Source organism: Burkholderia sp. S171 (assembly GCF_009766085.1).
GTDB lineage: Bacteria > Pseudomonadota > Gammaproteobacteria > Burkholderiales > Burkholderiaceae > Caballeronia.
Genome location: NZ_LMUF01000047.1, coordinates 439,166 through 459,409 on the forward strand (window position 1 = coordinate 439,166; position 20,244 = coordinate 459,409).

Genomic DNA, 20,244 nt, shown 5'->3' on the forward strand with positions numbered 1-20,244 from the left:
TTTAATGTCATGAAGCAAGTTGTCAGGTTTGCGGCGGCGGTCGTGCTCGCGGCAGCCGCGTTGAGCGGCTGCGTGCAATCTCCCCGAAGCCTGGCGAGCACCCACGCGCCGTTCAGCGTTGAGATCCGCCGCACGCAAGACGGTATCCCGCATATCAAGGCCGACGATTGGGCCAGCCTTGGTTATGGCTATGGTTATGTGCAGGCGCAAGACAACCTGTGTACGCTCGCAGATGGTTTCATCACGTTTCGCGGCGAGCGCTCGGCGAATTTCGGTGCCGACGCACGGCCGCCATCGGCTGCTTCCTTCGGTCAGCCGCGCAATCTCGAGGCCGATTTCTTCTTTCGTTTCGTCGACGACGCGAGCACGGTCGAGCGATACCGGTCCGCTCAATCCGCGCCCATTCGCGAGTTGATCGACGGTTTCGTGGCGGGCTACAACCGCTACGTGGACGAGTTGGACTCGGGTCGGATGGGCGGGGAAAACGCGGCATGCAGGGGCAAGCCGTGGGTCGGCAAGATCACCTCCGACGATATGATCCGGCGGCTCGTGGCCGCCAATCTCGCCGGTGGCGCCGTACGGTTTTTGCCGCAGATTGCGCGCGCACAGCCTCCTGTGAAAGCCGCACCATCGACGCCATCTGTGCAGACGGGGGCGGTCGATATCGCGCCCTCGCAACTGGACGTGGGCGGGCAGCGGGGTATTGGCAGCAATGCGCTTGCGTTCGGTGCGCCGGTCACGCAGGAAGGCCGTAGCCTCTTGTTCGGCAACCCGCACTGGTTCTTGCGCGGGCCTGACCGTTTCTATGAAGCACAGCTAACCATTCCAGGGAAACTGAATGTGGCGGGGGCGTCGTTTCTCGGCGTGCCGGTCGTGATGATCGGTTTTAACGATGACATCGCGTGGACGCATACCGTATCGAGCGCGCGGCGCTTCGGCATCTTCCAGTTGTCGCTCGATCCCACCGATCCCACGCGTTATATCTACGACGGCGTCAGCGAACCGATGACACCCGTTCCCGTCACGGTCCAGACCCGCAACGCCGACGGCAGCCTGACACCGCTCACCCGCACGCTGTACCGATCGCGTTTCGGTCCGCTCGTGGATCTCTCGTCGATGTCACCTGCGCTCGCCTGGAATGCACAACACGCGTTCGCGCTGCGCGACGTGAACACCAACAACACGCGCGCCTTCGAGAACTTCCTCGAATGGGACCAGGCGCGCTCCCTCAACGATTTCATCGCGATCCAGAAGCGCCTTGCGGCCACGCCCTGGGTCAACACCCTTGCAATCGGCCGCGACGACCCGCGCGTCTGGTTCGCTGACTGGGGTGCTGTGCCTGACGTGCCTGATCCGCTGGCAGCGGCCTGTACGACGCCGCTTGGCCGCGCGTTCGACGCGAAAGCGCCCGGCGTGCCGTTTCTCGATGGTTCAAAAAGTGCCTGCGAATGGCGAGTGGACGCAACGAGCGTGCAGCCGGGTGCATTGCCGGTCGCCGAGATGCCGGGCATGGCGCGGGGCGATTATGTCGGCAACTTCAACGGCAGTTACTGGCTGACCAATGCCAACGCGCCAACGACGGGTTATCCGCACGTGGCGGGCATTACCGGCACGGAGCAGTCGCTGCGCACGCGTTTTGGCCACATGCTCGCGGCCGAGTTACAGGCGCAAAAGGGCGGCGTATCGCGGCTTGCACTCGAGACTAAGGTGCTGGATAGCCGGTCGATGGCGGAGCAATTGTTCCGCAAGCCTATTCTTGACGCGGTCTGCACCGATGCGCCGGATGGATCAGCTTCAGTGGTTTCAGTCACGCAAGGAACGCCAGGCAAGCCGGGCACGCAAGGCAGCGCACCCAAAACGGTGGACTTGGGGCCCGCGTGCAAGGTACTGCGCGAATGGGATGGCACCGCCAACACCCAAGCGCGTGGCGCTAACCTCTGGGACGAGTTCTGGCGTCGCCTGAATGGAGATGGAGCGGGGTTGGCGCATTTCTACCGTGTGCCGTTCGATCCAGCCGCGCCGCTTGCGACGCCGCGTGGTCTCGACACCGCCAATCCCGCGCTTAAACCCGCTCTTCAGCAGGCGCTCGGCGGCGCGGTGCTCGCTATGCAGCGTTACGGTTTTGCGCTCGACTCCACGCGCGGCGAATTGCTGCACACTGACCGGAACGGCGAACGTGTACCGCTCTTTGGCGGTTGCGACGATGCGGGTTATTTCACGGTGATGTGTGCGCTTCATCCCGTCGATGCAAACGGCTACGCGGTCGATCGCAGTGGCCACGGCGCGAGCTACTTGCAAGTGGTTTCGTTCGACGCGAACGGCGTGCAAGCGGACACCATGCTCGCCCATTCGGAATCCGACGACCCCGCTTCGCCCCATTTTGGCGATGCAACCCGGCGCTTCGCCGGCAAGCAATGGCTGCGCTTTCCGTTCACTGAAGAGGCCATTGCCGCTGACCCTGGAGTGGCAACAGTGACGCTGCAAGCGCCTCGGTAAACCGTGTCCGGAAGGGGCATGCAAGCCGGATCCATCGCGCTGTGCTATGGTCGAAAGACTTTATTCTTCCAACAGCCATGACCCAGCCGGTCATGGCGCACACGCTAGCCATCATGTCCTTCACCGTTCAGCAAACAACCGGTTCAAAAGCCGCGCAATACGACGAACTCATTGCTCAGGCGCGCTCGCTTCTCAGCGATGAAACCGATCGCATCGCCAATGCCGCCAACTTCTCGGCGCTGGTGTATCACGCGTTGCCCGACTTGAACTGGAGCGGTTTTTATTTCTTCGATGGCGTCGAACTCGTCGTTGGTCCCTTCCAGGGCAAGCCGGCGTGCGTCCGCATCGCGCTGGGCAAAGGCGTATGCGGCACTGCCGCGCAAACGCGGCTCACGCAAGTGGTACATGACGTTCACGCGTTCCCCGGACACATTGCATGCGACTCGGCATCGCAATCCGAGATTGTCGTGCCTTTGGTTGCCAAGGACGGCAGCCTGGCCGGCGTCTGGGATGTCGACAGCCCCTCGGTGGGGCGCTTCGACGCAGACGATTCCAAAGGGATGGAAGCGCTCTGTCAGATATTCATGGAACTGGCGTGGGAACCGCGGACGTCGGCCTGACGCTCTCACCGGCCGTTAGTCTTGACGACAAACCCTGCAAGGTCGGCGCGCACTGAGCGAGCCTTCAGCCAGTCGAGAGGGATCTGCCATAGCGATGTTTCGAAACGGCTATGGAAAAACGCAAAATGGCCGATCTCGCGAAACCCCATCGCTTCCGGCGGGATACGCAGATGGGTGACAGCGCTGTTTCTGAAGTAAGCAAGCAAACGTTCAATGGCCGATGCCGTGCCAAATTCGTCATCGGTTACGCTGAGCGCGAGCGTCGGCCCATGCAACGCGGCAAAACCTTTGACCAACGTCTTGCGCTCTGCTTCCGTCAGGGCGTGAGGACCGTTCCGGAACGCATCCTCGAACCTTGGTTGCGGCGCAATCCAGTCGCGCACCACCCCGCGTGGCGTGTCCTCCATCCAGCCCAGCATGCCACCGGGGAAATAGCCGAGTACTGTCGTGAGCGCCGGCATGATTGCATGCCATTTGATCAGCATGCCGAATCGTTTGTGACTGGCGTAGTCGCGCCAATGGGCGAACTGTGCGCCCATGGTGAAAACACGATCGATCAGATGATTCGACGGCGCCAATCCCACTAAAACGCCGCCAATGCTATGGGCGACGACCTGTACAGGCTGGCGAGGAAACGTGCTGAATGCCATCTGCAGTACCGCTTCGAAATCGAGGCGTCCCCAGTCCAGCCATCCAGCGCGCAAGCTGCGAAGCGATGCCGGGCGAGACCCCCCGATGCCGCGATAATCATAGGTGATGACATCGAATCCGTGCGTGTGCAGAAACCCGGCGAAACGCGAGTAATAGCTGCATCGCACCGATGTGGCCGGGTTGATGATGACCACGGGCCTGAGTCCGTTAGCACACGAAGCATCGGGTGCATTGCCATGGCGCCATATCTGACCTGTCAGCGCGTAGCCGTCCTCGGCATGTATCGTGACCCGGGTAGGCTGAACCTCACTCATTTCTATTTTTCTCGTGGGAGCGTTTGTCGAGAGCTTGAATATACAGTCGTTCATCGATCGACTGCACAGGTTCACGCGAGCCTTAGCGAAGCACGAGCCAGGCGGCGCACGGAAAGGTCACGACGCTGACAATGGTAGACAGAAGAATAGCTGCCGACACGCGTGGTGGATCGGCGTCATACCGCTGCGCGAGCACATAGATATTCCCGGCTGAGGGCAGGCACGCAATCAGGACGCCTGCCTGCACCCAGAAAGGTTCGAGTCTCATCACGTGTCTGAGAACAAGCCACGCGAACAGCGGATACACGACAAGTTTCACGAGACTGATCAGGCATGCAGCGACAGCGGTACCGCGGTCAAAACGCTGCAACGCGAGGGCGCCGCCCAGCGCAAAGAGCGCGGTTGGACCCGCCGCGCCGCCGAGGAACGCAAGAAAGCGCGTAATCGGCTCAGGCAGCGCGAGTCCCGTGCCCGCCAGCACCGCGCCCAACGCGATTGCCGCGACAACCGGATTGAACACGGTGCCTCGCAGGATCTGCGCACCGATGCCGCGCCTGCCGCCGCCATTCGCGCCCATGAGCACGCCGCCCAGGGAGAGAAGCACCATGATCTCCGCGAGGATTGCCATTGCCAGCGGGCCTGCTCCACGCTCGCCGAAGAAGGCGAGCATCAATGGCGGCCCAAGGAAACCCAGGTTGCTCACGGTGGCCGTAGTCGCATGCGCGCCGGCCGCCGCGCCGGTCGACGCAGCGGTCAAGCGCGACACGCCCAGAACCAGCATGAACACGACGGTGCCCGAGGCAAGGTAGCCCGCATAGAAGCCGGGATTGAATGATTGACGCAACGGCTGCGCCGCGATGAGCCGCAAAACCAGCGCTGGAAGCGCAAAACGAAATGAGAAGACATTCAGCGCATCCAGCGCGCCGGAGCCCAGGAGATGTGCGCGCGTTGCTGCCCATCCCACCCCGATGACGCCAAAGACCGGCAAGCTGAGCAGGAAGAAACCGATCATTGTTGCAGGTCGCTGCGCGCTTCTATCGCGCTGAGAACCGCAACCATGTCGGCTTCTCCGAGGCCAAGTCCAAGCGCTTCGCCATAGAGCGCGTGGCAGACGTCCAGCAACGGGGAAGCGATACCGTTTTCACGCGCCGCCTCGGCGATCAGGCGGTTGTTTTCCAGCACGTTGGAAATCGCGGCTTGCACCGCGAAATCCCGGTCGATGAGTTTCGGCGCCTTGACACGTGATACATCGCTTGCCATGGGGCCGGCGTTCAGCACGGCCATGAACTGCATGAGATCAAGGCCGTTGCGCTGGGCGAAATGCATAGCTTCGGCCAGCCCCGTGACGAGTGCGATCAGGAACAGGTTGATCGATAGCTTCATCAGAAGGGCGTTCGGAACAGGTCCGCACACCATGGTCTCGCGGCACATCGGGGCGAGCAGCGGACGGAGGGCTTCTACGGCATCGGCGTCGCCGGCAAGCATGGCGACGAGCTGGCCCGCTTCGGCGGGCTTGCGCGACCCCGAGACGGGCGCTTCGACGTAGCGTCCGCCAGCCGAGCGGATCTCGGCCTCCAGGCCACGCGAGTAGGCCGGGGAGGTCGTGCCCATGTGGACAATCGTGTGGTCATGTACGCGCGACGCGAAGGTGGGGCCGCTACGGTCGAGGACCGCGTCAATCGCGGCGCCATCGACCAGCATCAGGATGACGGTCGGGGCGCGCGCGAACACCTCAGCCGCATCGTGTGCAAGCTCTGCGCCGGCCGCGACGAGCGTCGCCGTTTTCGCCGGCGTGCGATTCCAGACCACGAGCGGCGTGCCGCCTTTCGCGAGGTTCAGCGCCATCGCTTCCCCCATCGCGCCGAGTCCGATGAAACCAACTGTCTGCGTTGTCATGATCCTTTTCGCCGAATTACTTAGGTGGATCGCACTGTATTCCGGCTTGTCGCATTAGGAAAACGATACTTATTGATGCAGCGCATTACGATACATAATGTGTCCATGACCCAGAATCTCGACATCAATCTCGTCCGGACCTTCGTCGCTGTGGCGGACCATGGCAGCATGACGGTGGCCGCCAACAGCCTTCACCTGACGCAAGGGGCGGTGAGCCAGCAGATCAAGCGGCTCGAAGAATCGTTCGATTGCAGTCTGTTCGAGCGAGACGGCCGCCGCCTTGAACTGACCCGTATCGGCGAACGTTTTCTGGGCAAGGCGAAACGCTTGCTTGGAATGAACGACGAAATCTGGGCGGATATGGCAACGCGTCCGCTACAGGGACCGCTGCGTATCGGCGTGCCGTATGACCTCGTGGGAACGTGCTTTCCGCCCATCTTCAAGGCGTTCGCGGAAGCCTGCCCCTACGTGGAGATATCGCTCATGTGCGCAACCTCGCCAGAGCTCTCCAAAGCGCTTGCGAGCGGCTCGCTCGACCTGGCGGTCATAGAAGCCGCCACGGACATCGCGGCGGGCGAATGCCTGCGGGTCGAACGACTTGTCTGGGTGGGCGCAAGAGGGGGAATGGCGCATTTGAAGCGACCGTTACCCGTCTCGATCGTGGCGGAATCCTGCGCGTTCAGGCCGGTCGTTTTACATGCGCTGCGCGAAAAGAATCTCGAATGGCGAAGCGTGTTCGAGAGCGGCAACATCGAGGCGACAACCGCGACCGTGAGAAGCGACCTAGCGATCACCGCATGGTTGGCGTCTACCGTCCCCGCCGACATGGATATCCTCGATACAGATACCGGCATGCCGGCGTTGCCGAACTTTGCGATCAGTCTGCATTTGCCGGCCAACGGTGGACCGGCGGCGCGGGCATTTGCACAATATGTTCGCGACGGTGTGTTGCGATGGTCCTGAGCGTACGTATGGGCATTGCCGTCGTTTAGATCCGGTATGAGTCGATGCGAGGCAAGATCATGCATGCCCGGTTCGGCGCACATCCTGATAATGGACAACCGCGACCAGACAAGCCAGCTATTCGAACGATTGGGTCAGGGCGCAAACGTGACCACTCCGCTTGCCGTCCAACCCTGGGGGTAGTTACTTTGGCAAGCTGACCGATCGATTCGGCGTTCGGTGGATGTTCAGTTGCCCGGCTTGACCTGCTTTGAACCGAGGCCAATCGCACGCGCTAAAGCAACTGCCAACGTTCGAGTTCCTCGACCAGCGCATCGGCGCTGACAAACTTGTATGCATGCAGGCCGGCATTGATCGCGCCGGCTACGTTGGTGTCCGTGTCATCGATGAAAAGCGTTTCGTCCGCGCCCGCGCCGAGTTGTTTGAGACAGCGGAGATAGGCCTGAGCCGCCGGCTTCGCGGCGCCGAACGAAGCAGATGCATACACGTGAGGACCGAAGAGTTGCGCGACCGGTGGATTCAGATAGCCAATATGATCCGTGACCAGGCGGCAGTTGTTTGTCAGTATCGCAATCCGGCAGCGTTCGGCTACTTTTGCGGCGAGTGCGATCACTTCTGTGTAAGGCGTGATCGACGCCTGCCGCGCAGCCAGCCAGTCATCGCGATGAATTGGGCAGCCTAGCAGGCCGCCCAATGCGCTTAGATACTCGTCGTCGCTGATCTGTCCGGCATCAGCACGCGCTTCGAGCCCGGACCCCCAGATGGCGTGACGCACGGCCTCGGGCGCCTGGCCGGACACGGCCGACAGGTGATCGACTCGTGCGGATCGGTCGTAGTGAGACAGTACGCCTTCCATGTCGAACAGGACTAGCGCGGGGGATACTGTCATGGGGTCGGCCTCGCGGCAAAGGGTTCCAGAGGGCGAAGCATTCATCGGGCAATATGCCGTGATGCCGCTGGACGCGTCTATTGTGCCTCGACGAAAAACACCGTGGTTAAACACGGCCTAACGCCCGCGGACAGACCGCCCTCTGGTTGCTTGGACGCCCTTGAACAGGGCCGATTCAAATTTGCTCCGCCATCAGCGACTTCAATGCAATGCGCTCGGACGATTCAAGTTTCACGAACTCCAGGCCATACGCGCCGTTAGTACCCTGTGCGTCGAGCTCCTGGACGTGGCGCACTATGGCGTCGCAGTCGATGTTGACGTCGGTGTCGTCAGTGTTGAAACGAAACGACAGGCGGAGCCGGTCGTCGAGCCTCGCATTCGGTTCAGCAACAGCTAGCGACATGCCGAAAGGGCTGAGGTCGCGGATCAGGCCGAGTTGAAGGGCGCGCTCCTCGCTGCTCGCGTTGAAAAAATGAGCAGGCATTCGTGTGGTCATGCGTACGAATTTGCGGGCACGCAAGCGGCGAATATTTCCGGGTTCCGACAACACGAGGTAGTGAAATGGTTCGTGGCATACGGCGTCGACGGTGCACGCGAACTGGAACACTGACCGGGCCGCCAGCGCGACAAGCTCGACCCGCTCGCCACGGGCGAGGTTCAGCGGCTGATGGCCTGAGATGACAGGTTGCGTGATGAATACCGCCCGTGCGCGGCGCGCTCCCGGCGTGGAGAATCCAATGACACGGCTCGAATACATGGCCGATCCGGCGGCCGCACGCAAGCCCAGGCGTGCGCCGATCTTCAGGCCGATATTGTCGAGTGTGAGAGGCCCTGAGGACTCGTCCTCGGGCGACCCCGCGTTTGGGAGAGCGGTCTGCGTCGAATCATTGACGCTATCTGCCCCTGCCGCTTCAAACTTGTAGGGTTCGAAGTTCTCGAACAGGAAACTTCGCGCGGCCTGGTTCGGTACTGTGGTGCCGGCTTCGAACAAGAGCGCGCCATCGACACTAGCGATAGACCACTCAAGCGGTTCGCCAACCGGAACGTCGTTGGGCGAAAGACGGTTGGACGCTGAAGGTGTCGATAAAACAGGAACGTCGTCGGTCATGGTCTCGGAGGGGAGGGTCGAAGCAGTGACAATCGTCTTACGTGCGGGTCATTGAGTCAAGGGCATACTCTCGATGCTACCGCTGCCGAGGCCGGTTACGTCGATGGAGCAACGCTACGTACGCTCTTGCGTCAACGCTTGGGAAGAGGCGCGCGCGATCTTCGCGCCGACCTGCGCTGACGGCTTGTCCCTTTTCGCTCCGGGCGATATTATTTGCTCCATGAACAAATTTCTCGTCAAATTGATTATTACTGCCGCTACCGTATCGGCGGAATAGCTCTCGACTTGAACGTTCGCAAGCAACCCGCCCAGAAGGCGGGTTTTCGCTTTCCGGGCTTCTATCAGAGGAGCTGGAAATCATGAGCCACAAGGCGAGTAGTTCGGAAGAAGCAGCCGTTCTTCATATGGTCTGCGGCAAAATTGCATCAGGCAAATCAACGCTGACGAAACGCTTGGCGCGCACAGAGAATGCCGTGGTCATCAGCGAGGATAGTTGGATGGCGCATCTCTATCCAGGAGAAATCCGTACGCTGGATGACTATGTACGTTGCTCGGGGCGCATCAGGCGAGCGCTCTCTGAGCATGTCCAGGCACTTCTCTCCAACGGGATGTCCGTGATCCTCGATTTCCCCTTCAATACCGTCAATAGCCGTGCGTGGGGGCGCGAGTTATTCAACGGCGCCGGCGTGGGACACCGGCTTCACCACCTCGACGTCAGTGATGAGATTTGCAAGGCTCGGCTTAGGGCTCGGAATGCCTCGGGCGAGCACCCGTTCGAAACGAGCGATGCCCAGTTCGACCAGATAACGCAGTACTTTGTCCCGCCATCGACCACCGAAGGTTTTCACATAGTGCTGCACGCTTCCACGTAGTAAGCAGCCTCTGCTTACGTCGCGTGAGAATCAGCACGGCGCCTGTCTGTCAATAGCGCGCCGTGTCACTCATTTCCGGTATCGTGCTCTGCCTATTACAACATCGCTGACATCGCCGACAGCGCGGACAAGGAGCGCCGAATGGATCAGCATGACACGCCTGCAACCACCGCATCCGGGCAACACATTCCGTTCATCGCGCATGGTTCCTATCCGAGGCGAGGAGGGAATCGGGTTTCGCCTTTGGTCGATAGCGCCCCTGCTTTCCGCCGGATTGGCGAAGCCGTGGAGCAGGCGCAGCACAGCGTCTGGATCACATTCACTTTCATTGCCACGGATTTCCAGATGCCGGACGGACGTGGCTCGATCTTCGATGTCCTGGACCGTGCGGTCGAACGAGGCGTTGACGTCCGCGTGATTTTCTGGCGGCCCAATCCCGAGAGCAGCGGATACGGACAGACGTTCGCCATGCAGGGCAATCTAGCGTGCCTCTACACCTAGCGCGAGCGCCGCGTTGAACAGACGCGCGCCATCCACATGTGAAAAAAATAGCCAGCAAGATTTTGTGCAGATCTTAGCGTTGCGTGGGGCGTTAAGCCGCCCAGAACAATCCGGATGCGCTGCACTCGGCGCGGATGAAATCCGCTATGAGCTTGACGCGGGCTACATCGTGCGAATCAGCATGCGTGACCAGCCAGTAGGAGCGGCTTAGCGAGATTTCATCGGGGAGAATACGGACGAGGGTGGGATCAATACGCGCGATAAAGCACGGCAACACGCCGATCCCCGCGCCGCCGCCAACGGCTGCCGCCTGACTGATCACATTCGAAATACGCACAGACGGCGTGAGCGATGTTGAGATCTGCGACAGGTAGTCAAGCTCGGCGCTCCACATCAGATCTTCCACATAGCCGATCCACGGATGATTAAAGATATCCTGGAACGTAGTGATGGGCGCATGCGTCTCTAGATACTGAGGCGATGCATAAACCCCAAGGGAATAGTCGTTGAGCTTGTGTGCATACACTCGTCCCTGACTTGGGCGCGTCATGCTTACTGCTATATCCGCTTCACGTTTGGACAAGCTGAACATGCGCGGATTGGCGACCAGTTCTATCTCCAGATCCGGATGCATGGCCGTGATCTTCGCGATCCTCGGCGCAAGAAAGTAGGTCCCGAATCCTTCTGGCGTGCCGACTCTGACCGTCCCCGTCAATCCAACCGATTGATCGCCCAGGCGCGCATTGATGCGCAGAGCGAGGCTCTCCATTGCCTCGGCATCGGTCATCAGCCGTTCGCCTTCGGGCGTCAGCAGAAAGCCGACTGAACGCCGCTCGAACAACTGTGCGCCGATGCTCGCCTCAAGCGAAGCGACACGCCGGCTTAGCGTGGAATGGTCTACGCCCATTTGCTGCGCCGCGACAGTGAGACGCCCCGCGCGAGCGACAGCGAGGAAGGCCTGTAGGGAATCCCAATCAAATCTTCGCATGGGGATTTTTGCACAGCGCGGTTGTGGAATTGCCCATTCTATTGCAAAAAGCGGGCTGCTATCTTTGGCTCCATGCCCTCCCCGATGAAGGCGCGCGGTTCGTTTCCGCTACGGACAACATAGACGAACCGCGATTCAACCGTATGAATAAAGGAGACAGCATGTCGCTTATTGCGAAGCTCGAGGCCCGTGCCCAGGCAGGGCGTCCCGTCAGAGTAGGACTGATCGGTGCCGGCAAATTTGGTTCTATGTACCTGTCGCAGGCACCGCGTACGCCGGGCATTCATCTGGTCGGCATTGCAGACCTCTCGCCGGCACGGGCACGCGCCGCGATGCAGCGTGTCGGCTGGGAAGAAGCGCGTTATTCGGCGCGTTCGTGGGCTGAAGCGTTGCGCACCGGTTCGACCTTCATCACCGACGACTCCGACGCCATGATCGCAAGCGACCACGTGGATATCGTGATAGATGCAACGGGGAGTCCTATCGCGGGCATTCATCACGCGCTGTTGTGCTGCAAGTATAAGAAACATATTGTGATGGTCAACGTAGAAGCCGACGTGCTCGCCGGCCCGCTGCTTGCGCGGCGCGCGGCGGAGGCGGGCATCATCTATTCGATGGCCTCGGGCGATCAGCCGGCATTGATTGCCGAAATGGTGGACTGGGCGCGCACGATCGGCTTCGACGTCATCTGCGCCGGCAAGGGCACCAAGTACTTGCCGGTCTTTCACCAGTCGACCCCCGACACCGTCTGGAGCCATTACGGCTTCACGGAAGAGCAGGTCGCGTCCGGCGACTTCAACGCGCAGATGTTCAACTCCTTCCTCGACGGCACGAAGTCGGCGCTGGAAATGGCGGCGGTATCGAACGCGTGCGATTTGCGTCCACCTCCTGACGGCCTCGCGTTTCCGGCTTGCGGTGTCGATGACCTGCCGGAGCTGCTGCGCCCGGCCTCCGAGGGCGGAATCCTTCCGCATCGCGGCAGCGTGGAAGTGGTGTCGTCGCTTGAACGCGATGGACGTCCCGTGTTCCGCGACTTGCGCTGGGGTGTCTATGCCGTTTTTGAAGCACCTTCCGATTACGTTCGAGACTGCTTCTCGCAATACGGTCTCAAGACAGACAAGAGCGGGCGTTTCGCCGCCATGTACAAACCGTATCACCTTATCGGCCTCGAACTTGGGGTATCGATTGCGAGCATTGCGGTGCGCGGGGAGGCCACAGGTGCAACCACGGGGTTTCACGGAGACGTTGCGGCTACCGCGAAGCGTGACCTGCGAGCAGGCGAACGGCTGGATGGCGAGGGCGGTCACACCGTCTACGGCAAGCTGATGCCCGCGGTGGACTCGCTGGTACAGGGCGCGCTGCCCATTGGTCTCGCGCACAACATGGTGCTGCAGCGCCCGGTGGCGGCGGGGCAACCGGTTCGCTGGAGCGACGTGGCCTTCGATTCCGCCAGGGAATCCGTGCGCGTGCGCCTTGAGATGGAGGCCCTGTTCCGCAAGGAACTGGGCGTGGAGGTCGCAACGGAAAAAATCGCATCATAAGCATGCCTGATCGATGGCCGGGCGTCCGCCCGGCCACACTCTATAACGTCCAGCAAAGGACGACGGAGGAGACATGAGCCATATCAGCGAAAGCCTTTTGGTGGTGCCGTCGGTGCGTACCGATGTATACCGCAAGATCAGTTGGCGCATCATGCCGTTCATCGTGTTGTGTTATTTGTGCGGGTATCTCGACCGGGTGAACGTCGGTTTTGCCAAGTTGCAGATGCTCAATGCCCTGAACATGAGCGATGCCGTATATGGTCTGGGTGCGGGCATCTTCTTCATTGGCTATTTTATTTTCGAAGTGCCGAGCAACCTGATCCTGCATCGGGTCGGCGCGCGTCTCTGGATCGCGCGCATCATGATTACGTGGGCCATTATTTCCGCGCTCACGCTGCTGGTGAAAACGCCGATGCAGTTCTACACCGCCCGCTTTTTTCTGGGCGTGGCCGAAGCCGGTTTTTCGCCGGGCATCATGTTGTACCTGACCTATTGGTTTCCCGCGCGAAAACGCGGCTTCGCGCTCGGCGTGTATTACATCGCGATTCCGCTGTCGGGCGTGGTTGGCGGTCCGTTGTCGGGATGGGTGCTCAGCAGCTTTAGCCATTCAACCGTCATGGCAGGATGGCAGTGGCTGTTCCTGATCGAAGCGCTTCCGGCGCTGCTGTGCGGCTTTGCGGTGCTCGCCTTGATGGTCGATCGTCCCACGCAAGCGAAGTGGTTGACCGACGATGAGAAAGCGTTAGTCACGAGCGAGATCGACCGGGAGGATGCAGAGAAGACGACGCATCACAACCTTCGCGCGATTCTTTCCGATCGACACATCTGGAAACTTTGTGCAGTCTACTTCTGCCAGATCATTGGCTTGTACGGTATCAGCTTCTGGTTGCCGTCGATCATCAAGGACTCGGGCTTAAGCGACATATCGACGATCGGGTGGTTATCGGCCATTCCCTACCTTGTCGCCATTCCCGCAATCGTGCTCACTGGAATGAGCTCGGACCGCTTCCGCTCGCGCCGGATGCATTTTTCCGTGCTCGCTGTGATCGGTGCAATTGGATTCGCTGCGAGTGGCTATGTGGGTCACCATCCGACGCTCGCGGTGATCTGGTTGAGCGTGGCGGCTGCGGGCATATTGTCGGCGCTATCGTTGTTCTGGAGCATTCCATCGTCGTTCCTTGCCGGCACTTCCGTGGCTGTCGGAATTGCTGGAATCAACTGCGTGGGTAACCTCGCCGGTTTTGTCTCGCCCTATGCGGTGGGATGGCTCAACGTGACGACGCACGACAATCGCATGGGGCTGTATTTTGTGGCCGCGTGTCTTGTGCTGGGTGCTTTGCTGGTGCGAACTATCTCGGGGAAATTGGCGGACCGTTGAGAAGGCAGGACGCGCCGACGTATGCCCGATCGTCGGCGCAACGGCTATGCGATTAAAAGACCCAGCGACCCGCAAATCCGCTTAAAGGCGAACAACATTAATCACGGCATCGGCGAATGCTTTCGGTGCTTCCTGCGGCAGGTTATGTCCGATACCGCCGTCGATGTTGCGGTGCTGATACTTGCCGGTGAACTTCTTCGCGTAGGCGGCCGGATCGGGATGGGGTGCGCCGTTGGCGTCGCCCTCCATGGTGATGGTCGGAACAGAGATGGTCGGCGCCTTCGCCAGACGCGCTTCGAGTTCGTCGTATTGCTGCTCGCCCTTGACCAGCCCCAGACGCCAGCGGTAGTTGTGAATCACCACCGCGACGTGATCCGGATTATTGAACGACTCAGCCGAGCGGTCGAACGTTGCATCGTCGAAATTCCATTTAGGCGACGCGGTATGCCAGATCAGCTTGTTGAAGTCATGGCGGTTCGCTTCATACCCCGCCTGACCGCGCTCCGTGGCGAAATAGAACTGATACCACCACGCAAGCTCAGCCTTCGGCGGCAGCGGCGCCCGGTTCGCTTCCTGGCTACCGATCAGATACCCGCTCACCGACACCATCGCCTTGCATCGATCCGGCCACAGCGCGGCAATGATATTGACCGTGCGCGCGCCCCAATCGAAGCCGCCGAAGATGGCCTTGTCGATCTTCAAGGCATCCATCAATGCAATGATGTCGACGGCAACCACAGCTTGCTGACCGTTGCGAGGCGTATCCGCAGAGAGAAACCGCGTAGAGCCATACCCTCGCAGATACGGCACGATGACCCGATAGCCCGCGATCACCAACAACGGCGTCACTTCAGCGAAGCTGTAGATATCGTAGGGCCAGCCGTGCAGCAAGATGACCACCGGTCCATTCTGCGGACCCGCTTCCGCATAACCCATGCTCAGTGTTCCGATGTTGACTTGCCGGATGTTGTCGAACGAAGCAACACGCGTGGCAGATCGCGTGCCGGCCGTAGGTGTATTCGACTGCGCCTTGGCCAGTCCGCTCAACCCCAACTCCATCAAACTGAACCCTGCCACGGTCGTTTCAAGCAGACGACGACGTCGAGTATTGATCTGGTCCGGCATTGCTGATTCTCCTCAAAGATTCGCCACACAAGCGCAGCGCATGTTTCGCCTCGCTTGCGAAGCCAGACGATCTGGCATGACGCTATTGGAACCCGTGAACGTATCTGGCTTGTGTCTGCGAAGAGCGTCAGTGAAACGTTATGTATTGACCGACTGTGGAGATACATTGAGATACAAGAACGGGCATGCCGCGTAGTCAATGAGTCATCCGAAACTGGCTTACGCCTTAAGCAAAAGCCTGGCTTCCAGACCACCGTCGGGCCGGTTATGCAGCGACAGCGTTGCGTCCATCGCCAGAGCCAGTTGCCGCGCAATCGCGAGGCCCAGCCCGGTACCGCCCGTTCCACGGTTGCGCGATCCTTCCAGCCTGTAGAAGGGTTCAAACACCGCTTCCAACGACTCGGCCGGAATACCCGGCCCGCGATCGAGGACCGAGACCGTAACGTGCCCCTCCCGCAAGGCGGCGAGCCTGATCTCGGCCGTGCCGCCGAACTTCAACGCGTTATCAACGAGGTTGCCGACTATCCGGCGTAACGCCTGAGGGCGAGTCACCAGCGCAGTGTCGATTCGCCCGTGCAGCGAGACGTTCATGCCGGCATCGATATAGTCGAGCACGAGGCTGTCGAACAGCGCGTCGGGATCGATACGCAAGGGCGCCTCACTCGCGCCGTGCATAGTGCGCGCGTACGTCACGCCTTCCTTGACCATCGTTTCCATTTCATGCAAATCCTGCTGCAGCTTGGCTCCCTCGGTGCTGTCGTCCATTACGTCGAGGCGCAAACGCATGCGGGTAATCGGCGTTTGCAGATCGTGCGAAATGGCCGCCAGGATCTGCAAACGCTCGGTCATGTACATCTTGATGCGGTCCTGCATGGCGTTGAACGCGCGAGCCGCACGCGCCACTTCGTCGGGTCCGTCTTCGGGCAGACGCTCCGCCTTCAGGTCGGGACCCAGGGTATCGGCAGCTCGTGCCAACTGGCTCAGCGGACGCGTCGCGAGCCGTACCGCCAGCCAGCAGCACGCGGCCAGCACCACCAGTTGCAGGATGAGCAGCCACGACAACCACGGCGACAGCGGCGCACCCGGCATGGGGTGGTAGTCGATCGTCAGCGGCGTGCCATCACTCAGTTGCAGATGAACCTGCAGACGGTCTGGGTCACCCGGCACGGCATTGGCCGTGAGCGGATAGCGCTTGCCGATGCCATCCGCAATCGATTGAGCGACCCGCGCAGAGAGCTGCGCATCCGGCGGCGCGCCGGCGACGCCGGGCCCCAGATTGAAGGTGTAGGTGCGCCGTGCCAGCCGTGGCAGCCATTCGGCGCGTTCGTTCGGCGGCAAATGATCGAGCAGCGCGACCGAACTGGTGACCTCGCGTTCGATGTAACCCAGCATCACGTTGGTCATGGTCTGGTCCCGTTCCGTCACGGTGAGCCAGACTGAAAGTGTTTGCACCAGCGCAAGGCTGACAAAGAGAATCAGGGCAAGCCGCGCGAACAGCGTGCGCGGCCAATGCAACACGGCATTCAGCTTCATGGCGTGCCTTCGATCATGGTCACGGCCGCTGAAAATACATAACCTTCGCTGCGCAGCGTCTTGATGTAGCGGGGCTCGCGCGCGACGTCCTGCAGGCGCTGCCGCAAGCGGCTGACCAGCAGATCGATCGACCGGTCGAAGGGATCGGCCTGGCGGCCCTGGGTCAGGTTGAGCAATTGATCCCGCGTGAGCACGCGCTGTGGATGATCGAGGAACACGCGCAGCAAGCGGTACTCCGCGCCGCTGAGGGCGACCATGGTGCCTTCTGCGTCGAGCAGATGGCGCGCGGTGGTGTCGAGCCGCCAGTCGCCGAAGCCGATCATCGGCGCGGTTTCCGTCACCTGCATGCCGGGCGGCAACATGCGTGCGCGGCGCAACACGGAGCGGATGCGCGCCAGCAGTTCGCGTACTGCAAACGGCTTGGACAGGTAGTCGTCGGCGCCCATTTCCAGCCCGACGATGCGATCCGCCTCCTCGCTGCGGGCGGTCAGCATCAATACCGGCACGGAGCGGAACTTGCCGGCACGCAATTCCCGGCACAGCACGAGGCCGTCTTCGCCAGGCATCATCAGATCCAGCACGATCAGGTCAGGCGCGCCCTGCTCGAGGACGGTGCGCATCTGGCGGCCGTTGGCGGCCAGCGAAACGCGCATGCCGTTCTTCTCGAGATAGGTGGCAAGCAGTTCACGGATGCCGCGATCGTCGTCGACGATCAGCACGTGGTCGGTGTTTTCCATCAATGGCTCAATCCTTCCGACGATTAACGCGCACCCGGTTCACCGTATTCATGTTGACCAGCGAACAGGGCACAGGGTGCGCCATTTCCGCTGCAAGTCCGCCCGCGACGAAGGCGAGAATTGCCATTAGCCGTCTCATGCATCCTCCACGACAGACAGGCTGGCGCCGTTGGCCACGCTGGCCTCAAGCGTATACGGGTCGATGCCTTCAAGGCAACCGATGTTGGCGCGCCAGAGTTGCGGATCCTTGCGCGTCTGGTGGAACGGATAAATGCCGCAATGCTTGCAGAAGTAGTGCTTCGCCGTGCGCGTATTGAACTGATAAAGCGTCAGGGCCTCCTCGCCACTCAGGATCTTCAGTTCGCTCGCAGCGAACGGCGGCGTCATCAGCGCGCCCTTGCGCCGGCACAGGCTGCAATTGCAACGCGCAGCAGGAACGACGGCGGTACGGACTTCAAATTTCACGATCCCGCAATGACAGGATCCGTGCAGCAGTTCGGTGCTCATGCGGCTCTCCGCGTTTGACATGGCTGCTTTATAGCCCAGTACGCGCGAGGCTTTGTATCCCAATGTATCTGGGTGTTCCCCTGACACAAAACATTGCACCCAAGCCGCTTCGGCGACACAAGCCAGATACGAGCGGACGGTCCAATACAGCCATGCCAATTACTGGAACGCCTGGATCGGCGCTCTGTTCCCCTCCCTGAAAGGACCCTTACATGCACTCCCGATTCAAAACAGTCACTATCGTCGCCCTGTTCGCTGTGGCCGTGGCAAGCAGTGCCGCGGCAATCGCAAGTCTTGTTGCGAGCCCAACAGCTAGTGCTACAGCAAGCCCGGTTCGAACCGGGCATACCGCTCCGGAATTTACCGGTATCGACAAATGGCTCAACAGCGATCCGCTGACCTTGCAGCAGTTGCGCGGCAAGGTGGTGCTGGTCGACTTCTGGACCTACACCTGTATCAACTGTATCGACGTGCTGCCCTACGTGAAGTCCTGGAACCAGAAATATAAGGACCAGGGCCTGGTGGTGGTCGGCGTGCACACACCCGAGTACCCGTTCGAACGCGACACGGACAACGTGCAGACGGCCATCAAGCGCCTCGGCATTACATTCCCGGTAGCGCAAGACAACCGCTATGCAACGTGGAACGCCTACGACAACCGGTATTGGCCCGCGTTTTATCTGGTCGACAAGCAAGGGCGCGTGGTCTACACGCACTTTGGCGAAGGTGACTACCAACAGACCGAGGCAAAGATTAAATCCTTGTTGGCTGAAAACCCGTGATTCGTATCGCAATGGTCCTGCGCATCGAGGTGATACACAACATGGCGTTAGCCTCAATTTTTGACGAACACTCAATACATTCGCATATCTAATTAAACAGATATCAAGCGAACTCTACGCTGAATATCGTCTTTCAATGGCTCGTGAGATCACGTTGCCATTGATTGGGAGCCCTGCTTCATCGCCAACCGGGAATTTCATGTTAGACAACGTTCTTCCCCCATCGCTGTCTCGCCGTCGTTTTGTTAGTGCGGCAGCGGCGGCCGTTGCTGCGGGCTCATTAAGTCAGCTCGCTTTTGCAGAAAAAAATCAAGCGATTACTGACGTCGCCCAATCGGCAAGCGGAGACAAGACCGGGCGGCGGCATTCGTGCGGGCTTGCGACCGCTGCGCGGTTGATGGATCGAAGGGAGTTCTAGCGTCTTGCATGTGCGACTTGAACGAAGCCAGAATCGATCCACATGACGATCACCGCGGGCAACCGGAGGTCGTCATGTGGCGAGCGGGCATAAGAAAACCTTAGAAGAAAACGCCAGAAGTTAAACAGTAGTCCAGACACTGGATTAGTGAACGACAGATACGGTATGCTCCGATCCCGCAAGATCGGCTCAAACGCATGCGCTTTGTTGCGGGCATCGTCAAACGTCCGGCTTGGCAAAATAAAATAATCAACCAGGGGTAAAACAATCATGCTGTTAAGTCGAATCGCTATCTATAGCCTTGCCGCGTCCATCCTCGCCGGATGCGCGGTGGGCCGTTCAACTGTCGACGTCTCCGCGCCTCTAGGCACAAACCCTGCAACGGGAAAATACGTCCGCATTGATTCAGTCCAGGACAACCGCACTTTTACCGTCAAGCCCCCCAGCGCCGACATGGCGTCACTGGATCCTGATGAAGATTCCAGCGATGCGTCGAAAGCTCGTGCGATCGGTCGGAAGAGAAACGGTTATGGCAAGGCGCTCGGCGATGTAGTGCTTCCTGAAGGCAAAACAGCCGCCGGCCTTGTTGAAAGCGCATTGGCTACAGGCTTTCAGGAGGCGGGTTACATTGTCGTGAAGCTGGGTGACCCTAACTTTGCCGCCGCCGCTCCAGTGTCTGCACAAATAATCGATTTCTGGGCTTGGTTCCAGCCCGGCTTCTTGTCCATTACGACCAACCAGAAGTCAGAGCTGCAGTTGTCAGGCGATGTCGGTGCGCTTCATGGTGCTCAGACCCTCAAGACTCGCGTTAGCGAATCCAAGCAGATAGTGGTTGCCAGCGACTGGCAGGAGATCGTCGAAAAAGGCCTGGCGGCCATTACCCTGCGGACCAAGGACCTGCTAAGCGGGAAGTAGCGCGCTCTGG

19 protein-coding genes and 1 pseudogene are annotated in these 20,244 nt (G+C 60.2%); 10 read left to right on the forward strand and 10 right to left on the reverse strand.

Annotated features, from left to right (window positions below; translation table 11 throughout):
* The first annotated feature begins 9 nt into the window (after positions 1 to 9).
* Positions 10 to 2,496, forward strand: coding sequence for a penicillin acylase family protein (locus tag GSQ93_RS27175; protein WP_158938712.1), 2,487 nt, complete (start codon positions 10 to 12; stop codon positions 2,494 to 2,496).
* A 113-nt stretch (positions 2,497 to 2,609) separates the two neighbouring features.
* Positions 2,610 to 3,116, forward strand: coding sequence for a GAF domain-containing protein (locus tag GSQ93_RS27180; protein ID WP_158938713.1), 507 nt, complete (start codon positions 2,610 to 2,612; stop codon positions 3,114 to 3,116).
* A 5-nt stretch (positions 3,117 to 3,121) separates the two neighbouring features.
* Here GSQ93_RS27180 and GSQ93_RS27185 read toward each other — a convergent pair whose 3' ends face one another.
* The 3 genes from GSQ93_RS27185 to GSQ93_RS27195 all read right to left on the reverse strand — a co-directional run bounded on the left by GSQ93_RS27185 (position 3,122) and on the right by GSQ93_RS27195 (position 5,977).
* On the reverse strand, positions 3,122 to 4,081 hold the full coding sequence (locus GSQ93_RS27185) for an alpha/beta fold hydrolase (RefSeq protein ID WP_158938714.1): 960 nt from the start codon (positions 4,079 to 4,081) through the stop codon (positions 3,122 to 3,124).
* Between the two features lie 82 nt (positions 4,082 to 4,163).
* The gene (locus GSQ93_RS27190) at positions 4,164 to 5,093 is read right to left on the reverse strand and encodes an AEC family transporter (RefSeq protein ID WP_158938715.1); all 930 of its coding nucleotides are present in this window, start codon (positions 5,091 to 5,093) and stop codon (positions 4,164 to 4,166) included.
* The gene (locus GSQ93_RS27195; RefSeq protein ID WP_158938716.1) at positions 5,090 to 5,977 is read right to left on the reverse strand and encodes an NAD(P)-dependent oxidoreductase; all 888 of its coding nucleotides are present in this window, start codon (positions 5,975 to 5,977) and stop codon (positions 5,090 to 5,092) included. Before GSQ93_RS27195 ends, GSQ93_RS27190 begins: the two co-directional genes overlap by 4 nt.
* 105 nt (positions 5,978 to 6,082) lie before the next feature.
* Here GSQ93_RS27195 and GSQ93_RS27200 point away from each other — a divergent pair, with 105 nt between their 5' ends.
* Positions 6,083 to 6,940, forward strand: coding sequence for a LysR family transcriptional regulator (locus GSQ93_RS27200; protein ID WP_158938717.1), 858 nt, complete (start codon positions 6,083 to 6,085; stop codon positions 6,938 to 6,940).
* A gap of 274 nt (positions 6,941 to 7,214) precedes the next feature.
* Here the strand turns inward: GSQ93_RS27200 and GSQ93_RS27205 are convergent, their stop codons facing one another.
* Entirely contained in the window at positions 7,215 to 7,829 is a 615-nt protein-coding gene (locus GSQ93_RS27205; RefSeq protein ID WP_158938718.1) for an HAD family phosphatase, read from the reverse strand.
* 175 nt (positions 7,830 to 8,004) lie between these two features.
* Positions 8,005 to 8,937 carry a flagellar brake protein gene (locus GSQ93_RS27210; protein ID WP_158938719.1) on the reverse strand — a complete coding sequence of 311 codons (933 nt, stop codon included), beginning with the start codon at positions 8,935 to 8,937 and terminating at the stop codon, positions 8,005 to 8,007.
* 69 nt (positions 8,938 to 9,006) lie between these two features.
* Between GSQ93_RS27210 and GSQ93_RS38330 the strand changes: the two are divergent.
* From GSQ93_RS38330 to GSQ93_RS27225, 3 genes and pseudogenes are all read left to right on the forward strand, one after another.
* A pseudogene (locus GSQ93_RS38330) lies at positions 9,007 to 9,117 on the forward strand (AraC family transcriptional regulator); the annotation flags it as partial.
* A 179-nt stretch (positions 9,118 to 9,296) separates the two neighbouring features.
* Positions 9,297 to 9,809: an ATP-binding protein gene (locus tag GSQ93_RS27220; RefSeq protein ID WP_158938720.1), complete on the forward strand. Its 513-nt coding sequence runs from the start codon at positions 9,297 to 9,299 to the stop codon at positions 9,807 to 9,809.
* Positions 9,810 to 9,950: 141 nt separating this feature from the next.
* A complete protein-coding gene (locus GSQ93_RS27225; protein WP_158938721.1) occupies positions 9,951 to 10,310 on the forward strand; it encodes a phosphatidylserine/phosphatidylglycerophosphate/cardiolipin synthase family protein in 360 nt (119 codons plus the stop codon).
* A 91-nt stretch (positions 10,311 to 10,401) separates the two neighbouring features.
* Here the strand turns inward: GSQ93_RS27225 and GSQ93_RS27230 are convergent, their stop codons facing one another.
* Positions 10,402 to 11,298, reverse strand: coding sequence for a LysR family transcriptional regulator (locus tag GSQ93_RS27230; RefSeq protein WP_158938722.1), 897 nt, complete (start codon positions 11,296 to 11,298; stop codon positions 10,402 to 10,404).
* A gap of 161 nt (positions 11,299 to 11,459) precedes the next feature.
* Here GSQ93_RS27230 and GSQ93_RS27235 point away from each other — a divergent pair, with 161 nt between their 5' ends.
* Positions 11,460 to 12,839: an NAD(P)H-dependent oxidoreductase gene (locus GSQ93_RS27235; protein ID WP_158938723.1), complete on the forward strand. Its 1,380-nt coding sequence runs from the start codon at positions 11,460 to 11,462 to the stop codon at positions 12,837 to 12,839.
* Between the two features lie 73 nt (positions 12,840 to 12,912).
* Positions 12,913 to 14,217 carry an MFS transporter gene (locus GSQ93_RS27240; protein ID WP_158938724.1) on the forward strand — a complete coding sequence of 435 codons (1,305 nt, stop codon included), beginning with the start codon at positions 12,913 to 12,915 and terminating at the stop codon, positions 14,215 to 14,217.
* 81 nt (positions 14,218 to 14,298) lie between these two features.
* Here the strand turns inward: GSQ93_RS27240 and GSQ93_RS27245 are convergent, their stop codons facing one another.
* From GSQ93_RS27245 to GSQ93_RS27260, 4 genes are all read right to left on the reverse strand, one after another.
* Complete coding sequence (locus tag GSQ93_RS27245) at positions 14,299 to 15,342, reverse strand: alpha/beta fold hydrolase (RefSeq protein ID WP_158938725.1); 1,044 nt, start codon at positions 15,340 to 15,342, stop codon at positions 14,299 to 14,301.
* 219 nt (positions 15,343 to 15,561) lie between these two features.
* Positions 15,562 to 16,875: an ATP-binding protein gene (locus GSQ93_RS27250; protein WP_158938726.1), complete on the reverse strand. Its 1,314-nt coding sequence runs from the start codon at positions 16,873 to 16,875 to the stop codon at positions 15,562 to 15,564.
* The gene (locus GSQ93_RS27255) at positions 16,872 to 17,612 is read right to left on the reverse strand and encodes a response regulator (RefSeq protein WP_158938727.1); all 741 of its coding nucleotides are present in this window, start codon (positions 17,610 to 17,612) and stop codon (positions 16,872 to 16,874) included. Before GSQ93_RS27255 ends, GSQ93_RS27250 begins: the two co-directional genes overlap by 4 nt.
* Positions 17,613 to 17,747: 135 nt before the next feature.
* Complete coding sequence (locus GSQ93_RS27260; protein ID WP_158938728.1) at positions 17,748 to 18,119, reverse strand: GFA family protein; 372 nt, start codon at positions 18,117 to 18,119, stop codon at positions 17,748 to 17,750.
* A 212-nt stretch (positions 18,120 to 18,331) separates the two neighbouring features.
* On the opposite strand from GSQ93_RS27260, the gene GSQ93_RS27265 reads away from it, so the two are divergent.
* Together GSQ93_RS27265 and GSQ93_RS27270 are read left to right on the forward strand one after the other, a co-directional pair.
* Entirely contained in the window at positions 18,332 to 18,901 is a 570-nt protein-coding gene (locus GSQ93_RS27265) for a thioredoxin family protein (RefSeq protein WP_158938729.1), read from the forward strand.
* Between the two features lie 688 nt (positions 18,902 to 19,589).
* Positions 19,590 to 20,234 (forward strand): flagellar biosynthesis protein, encoded by a 645-nt coding sequence (locus GSQ93_RS27270; RefSeq protein ID WP_158938730.1) that lies wholly within the window; start codon positions 19,590 to 19,592, stop codon positions 20,232 to 20,234.
* Positions 20,235 to 20,244: the final 10 nt, after the last annotated feature.

Coding starts and splice junctions, on each gene's coding strand:
- GSQ93_RS27260 (WP_158938728.1), bottom strand. CDS start 18,119: ATGAGCACCGAACTGCTGCACGGATCCTGTCATTGCGGGATCGTGAAA.
- GSQ93_RS27270 (WP_158938730.1), top strand. CDS start 19,590: ATGCTGTTAAGTCGAATCGCTATCTATAGCCTTGCCGCGTCCATCCTC.
- GSQ93_RS27220 (WP_158938720.1), top strand. CDS start 9,297: ATGAGCCACAAGGCGAGTAGTTCGGAAGAAGCAGCCGTTCTTCATATG.
- GSQ93_RS27195 (WP_158938716.1), bottom strand. CDS start 5,977: ATGACAACGCAGACAGTTGGTTTCATCGGACTCGGCGCGATGGGGGAA.
- GSQ93_RS27240 (WP_158938724.1), top strand. CDS start 12,913: ATGAGCCATATCAGCGAAAGCCTTTTGGTGGTGCCGTCGGTGCGTACC.
- GSQ93_RS27205 (WP_158938718.1), bottom strand. CDS start 7,829: ATGACAGTATCCCCCGCGCTAGTCCTGTTCGACATGGAAGGCGTACTG.
- GSQ93_RS27185 (WP_158938714.1), bottom strand. CDS start 4,081: ATGAGTGAGGTTCAGCCTACCCGGGTCACGATACATGCCGAGGACGGC.
- GSQ93_RS27230 (WP_158938722.1), bottom strand. CDS start 11,298: ATGCGAAGATTTGATTGGGATTCCCTACAGGCCTTCCTCGCTGTCGCT.
- GSQ93_RS27225 (WP_158938721.1), top strand. CDS start 9,951: ATGGATCAGCATGACACGCCTGCAACCACCGCATCCGGGCAACACATT.
- GSQ93_RS27265 (WP_158938729.1), top strand. CDS start 18,332: ATGCACTCCCGATTCAAAACAGTCACTATCGTCGCCCTGTTCGCTGTG.
- GSQ93_RS27175 (WP_158938712.1), top strand. CDS start 10: ATGAAGCAAGTTGTCAGGTTTGCGGCGGCGGTCGTGCTCGCGGCAGCC.
- GSQ93_RS27200 (WP_158938717.1), top strand. CDS start 6,083: ATGACCCAGAATCTCGACATCAATCTCGTCCGGACCTTCGTCGCTGTG.
- GSQ93_RS27235 (WP_158938723.1), top strand. CDS start 11,460: ATGTCGCTTATTGCGAAGCTCGAGGCCCGTGCCCAGGCAGGGCGTCCC.
- GSQ93_RS27180 (WP_158938713.1), top strand. CDS start 2,610: ATGTCCTTCACCGTTCAGCAAACAACCGGTTCAAAAGCCGCGCAATAC.
- GSQ93_RS27250 (WP_158938726.1), bottom strand. CDS start 16,875: ATGAAGCTGAATGCCGTGTTGCATTGGCCGCGCACGCTGTTCGCGCGG.
- GSQ93_RS27190 (WP_158938715.1), bottom strand. CDS start 5,093: ATGATCGGTTTCTTCCTGCTCAGCTTGCCGGTCTTTGGCGTCATCGGG.
- GSQ93_RS27255 (WP_158938727.1), bottom strand. CDS start 17,612: ATGGAAAACACCGACCACGTGCTGATCGTCGACGACGATCGCGGCATC.
- GSQ93_RS27210 (WP_158938719.1), bottom strand. CDS start 8,937: ATGACCGACGACGTTCCTGTTTTATCGACACCTTCAGCGTCCAACCGT.
- GSQ93_RS27245 (WP_158938725.1), bottom strand. CDS start 15,342: ATGCCGGACCAGATCAATACTCGACGTCGTCGTCTGCTTGAAACGACC.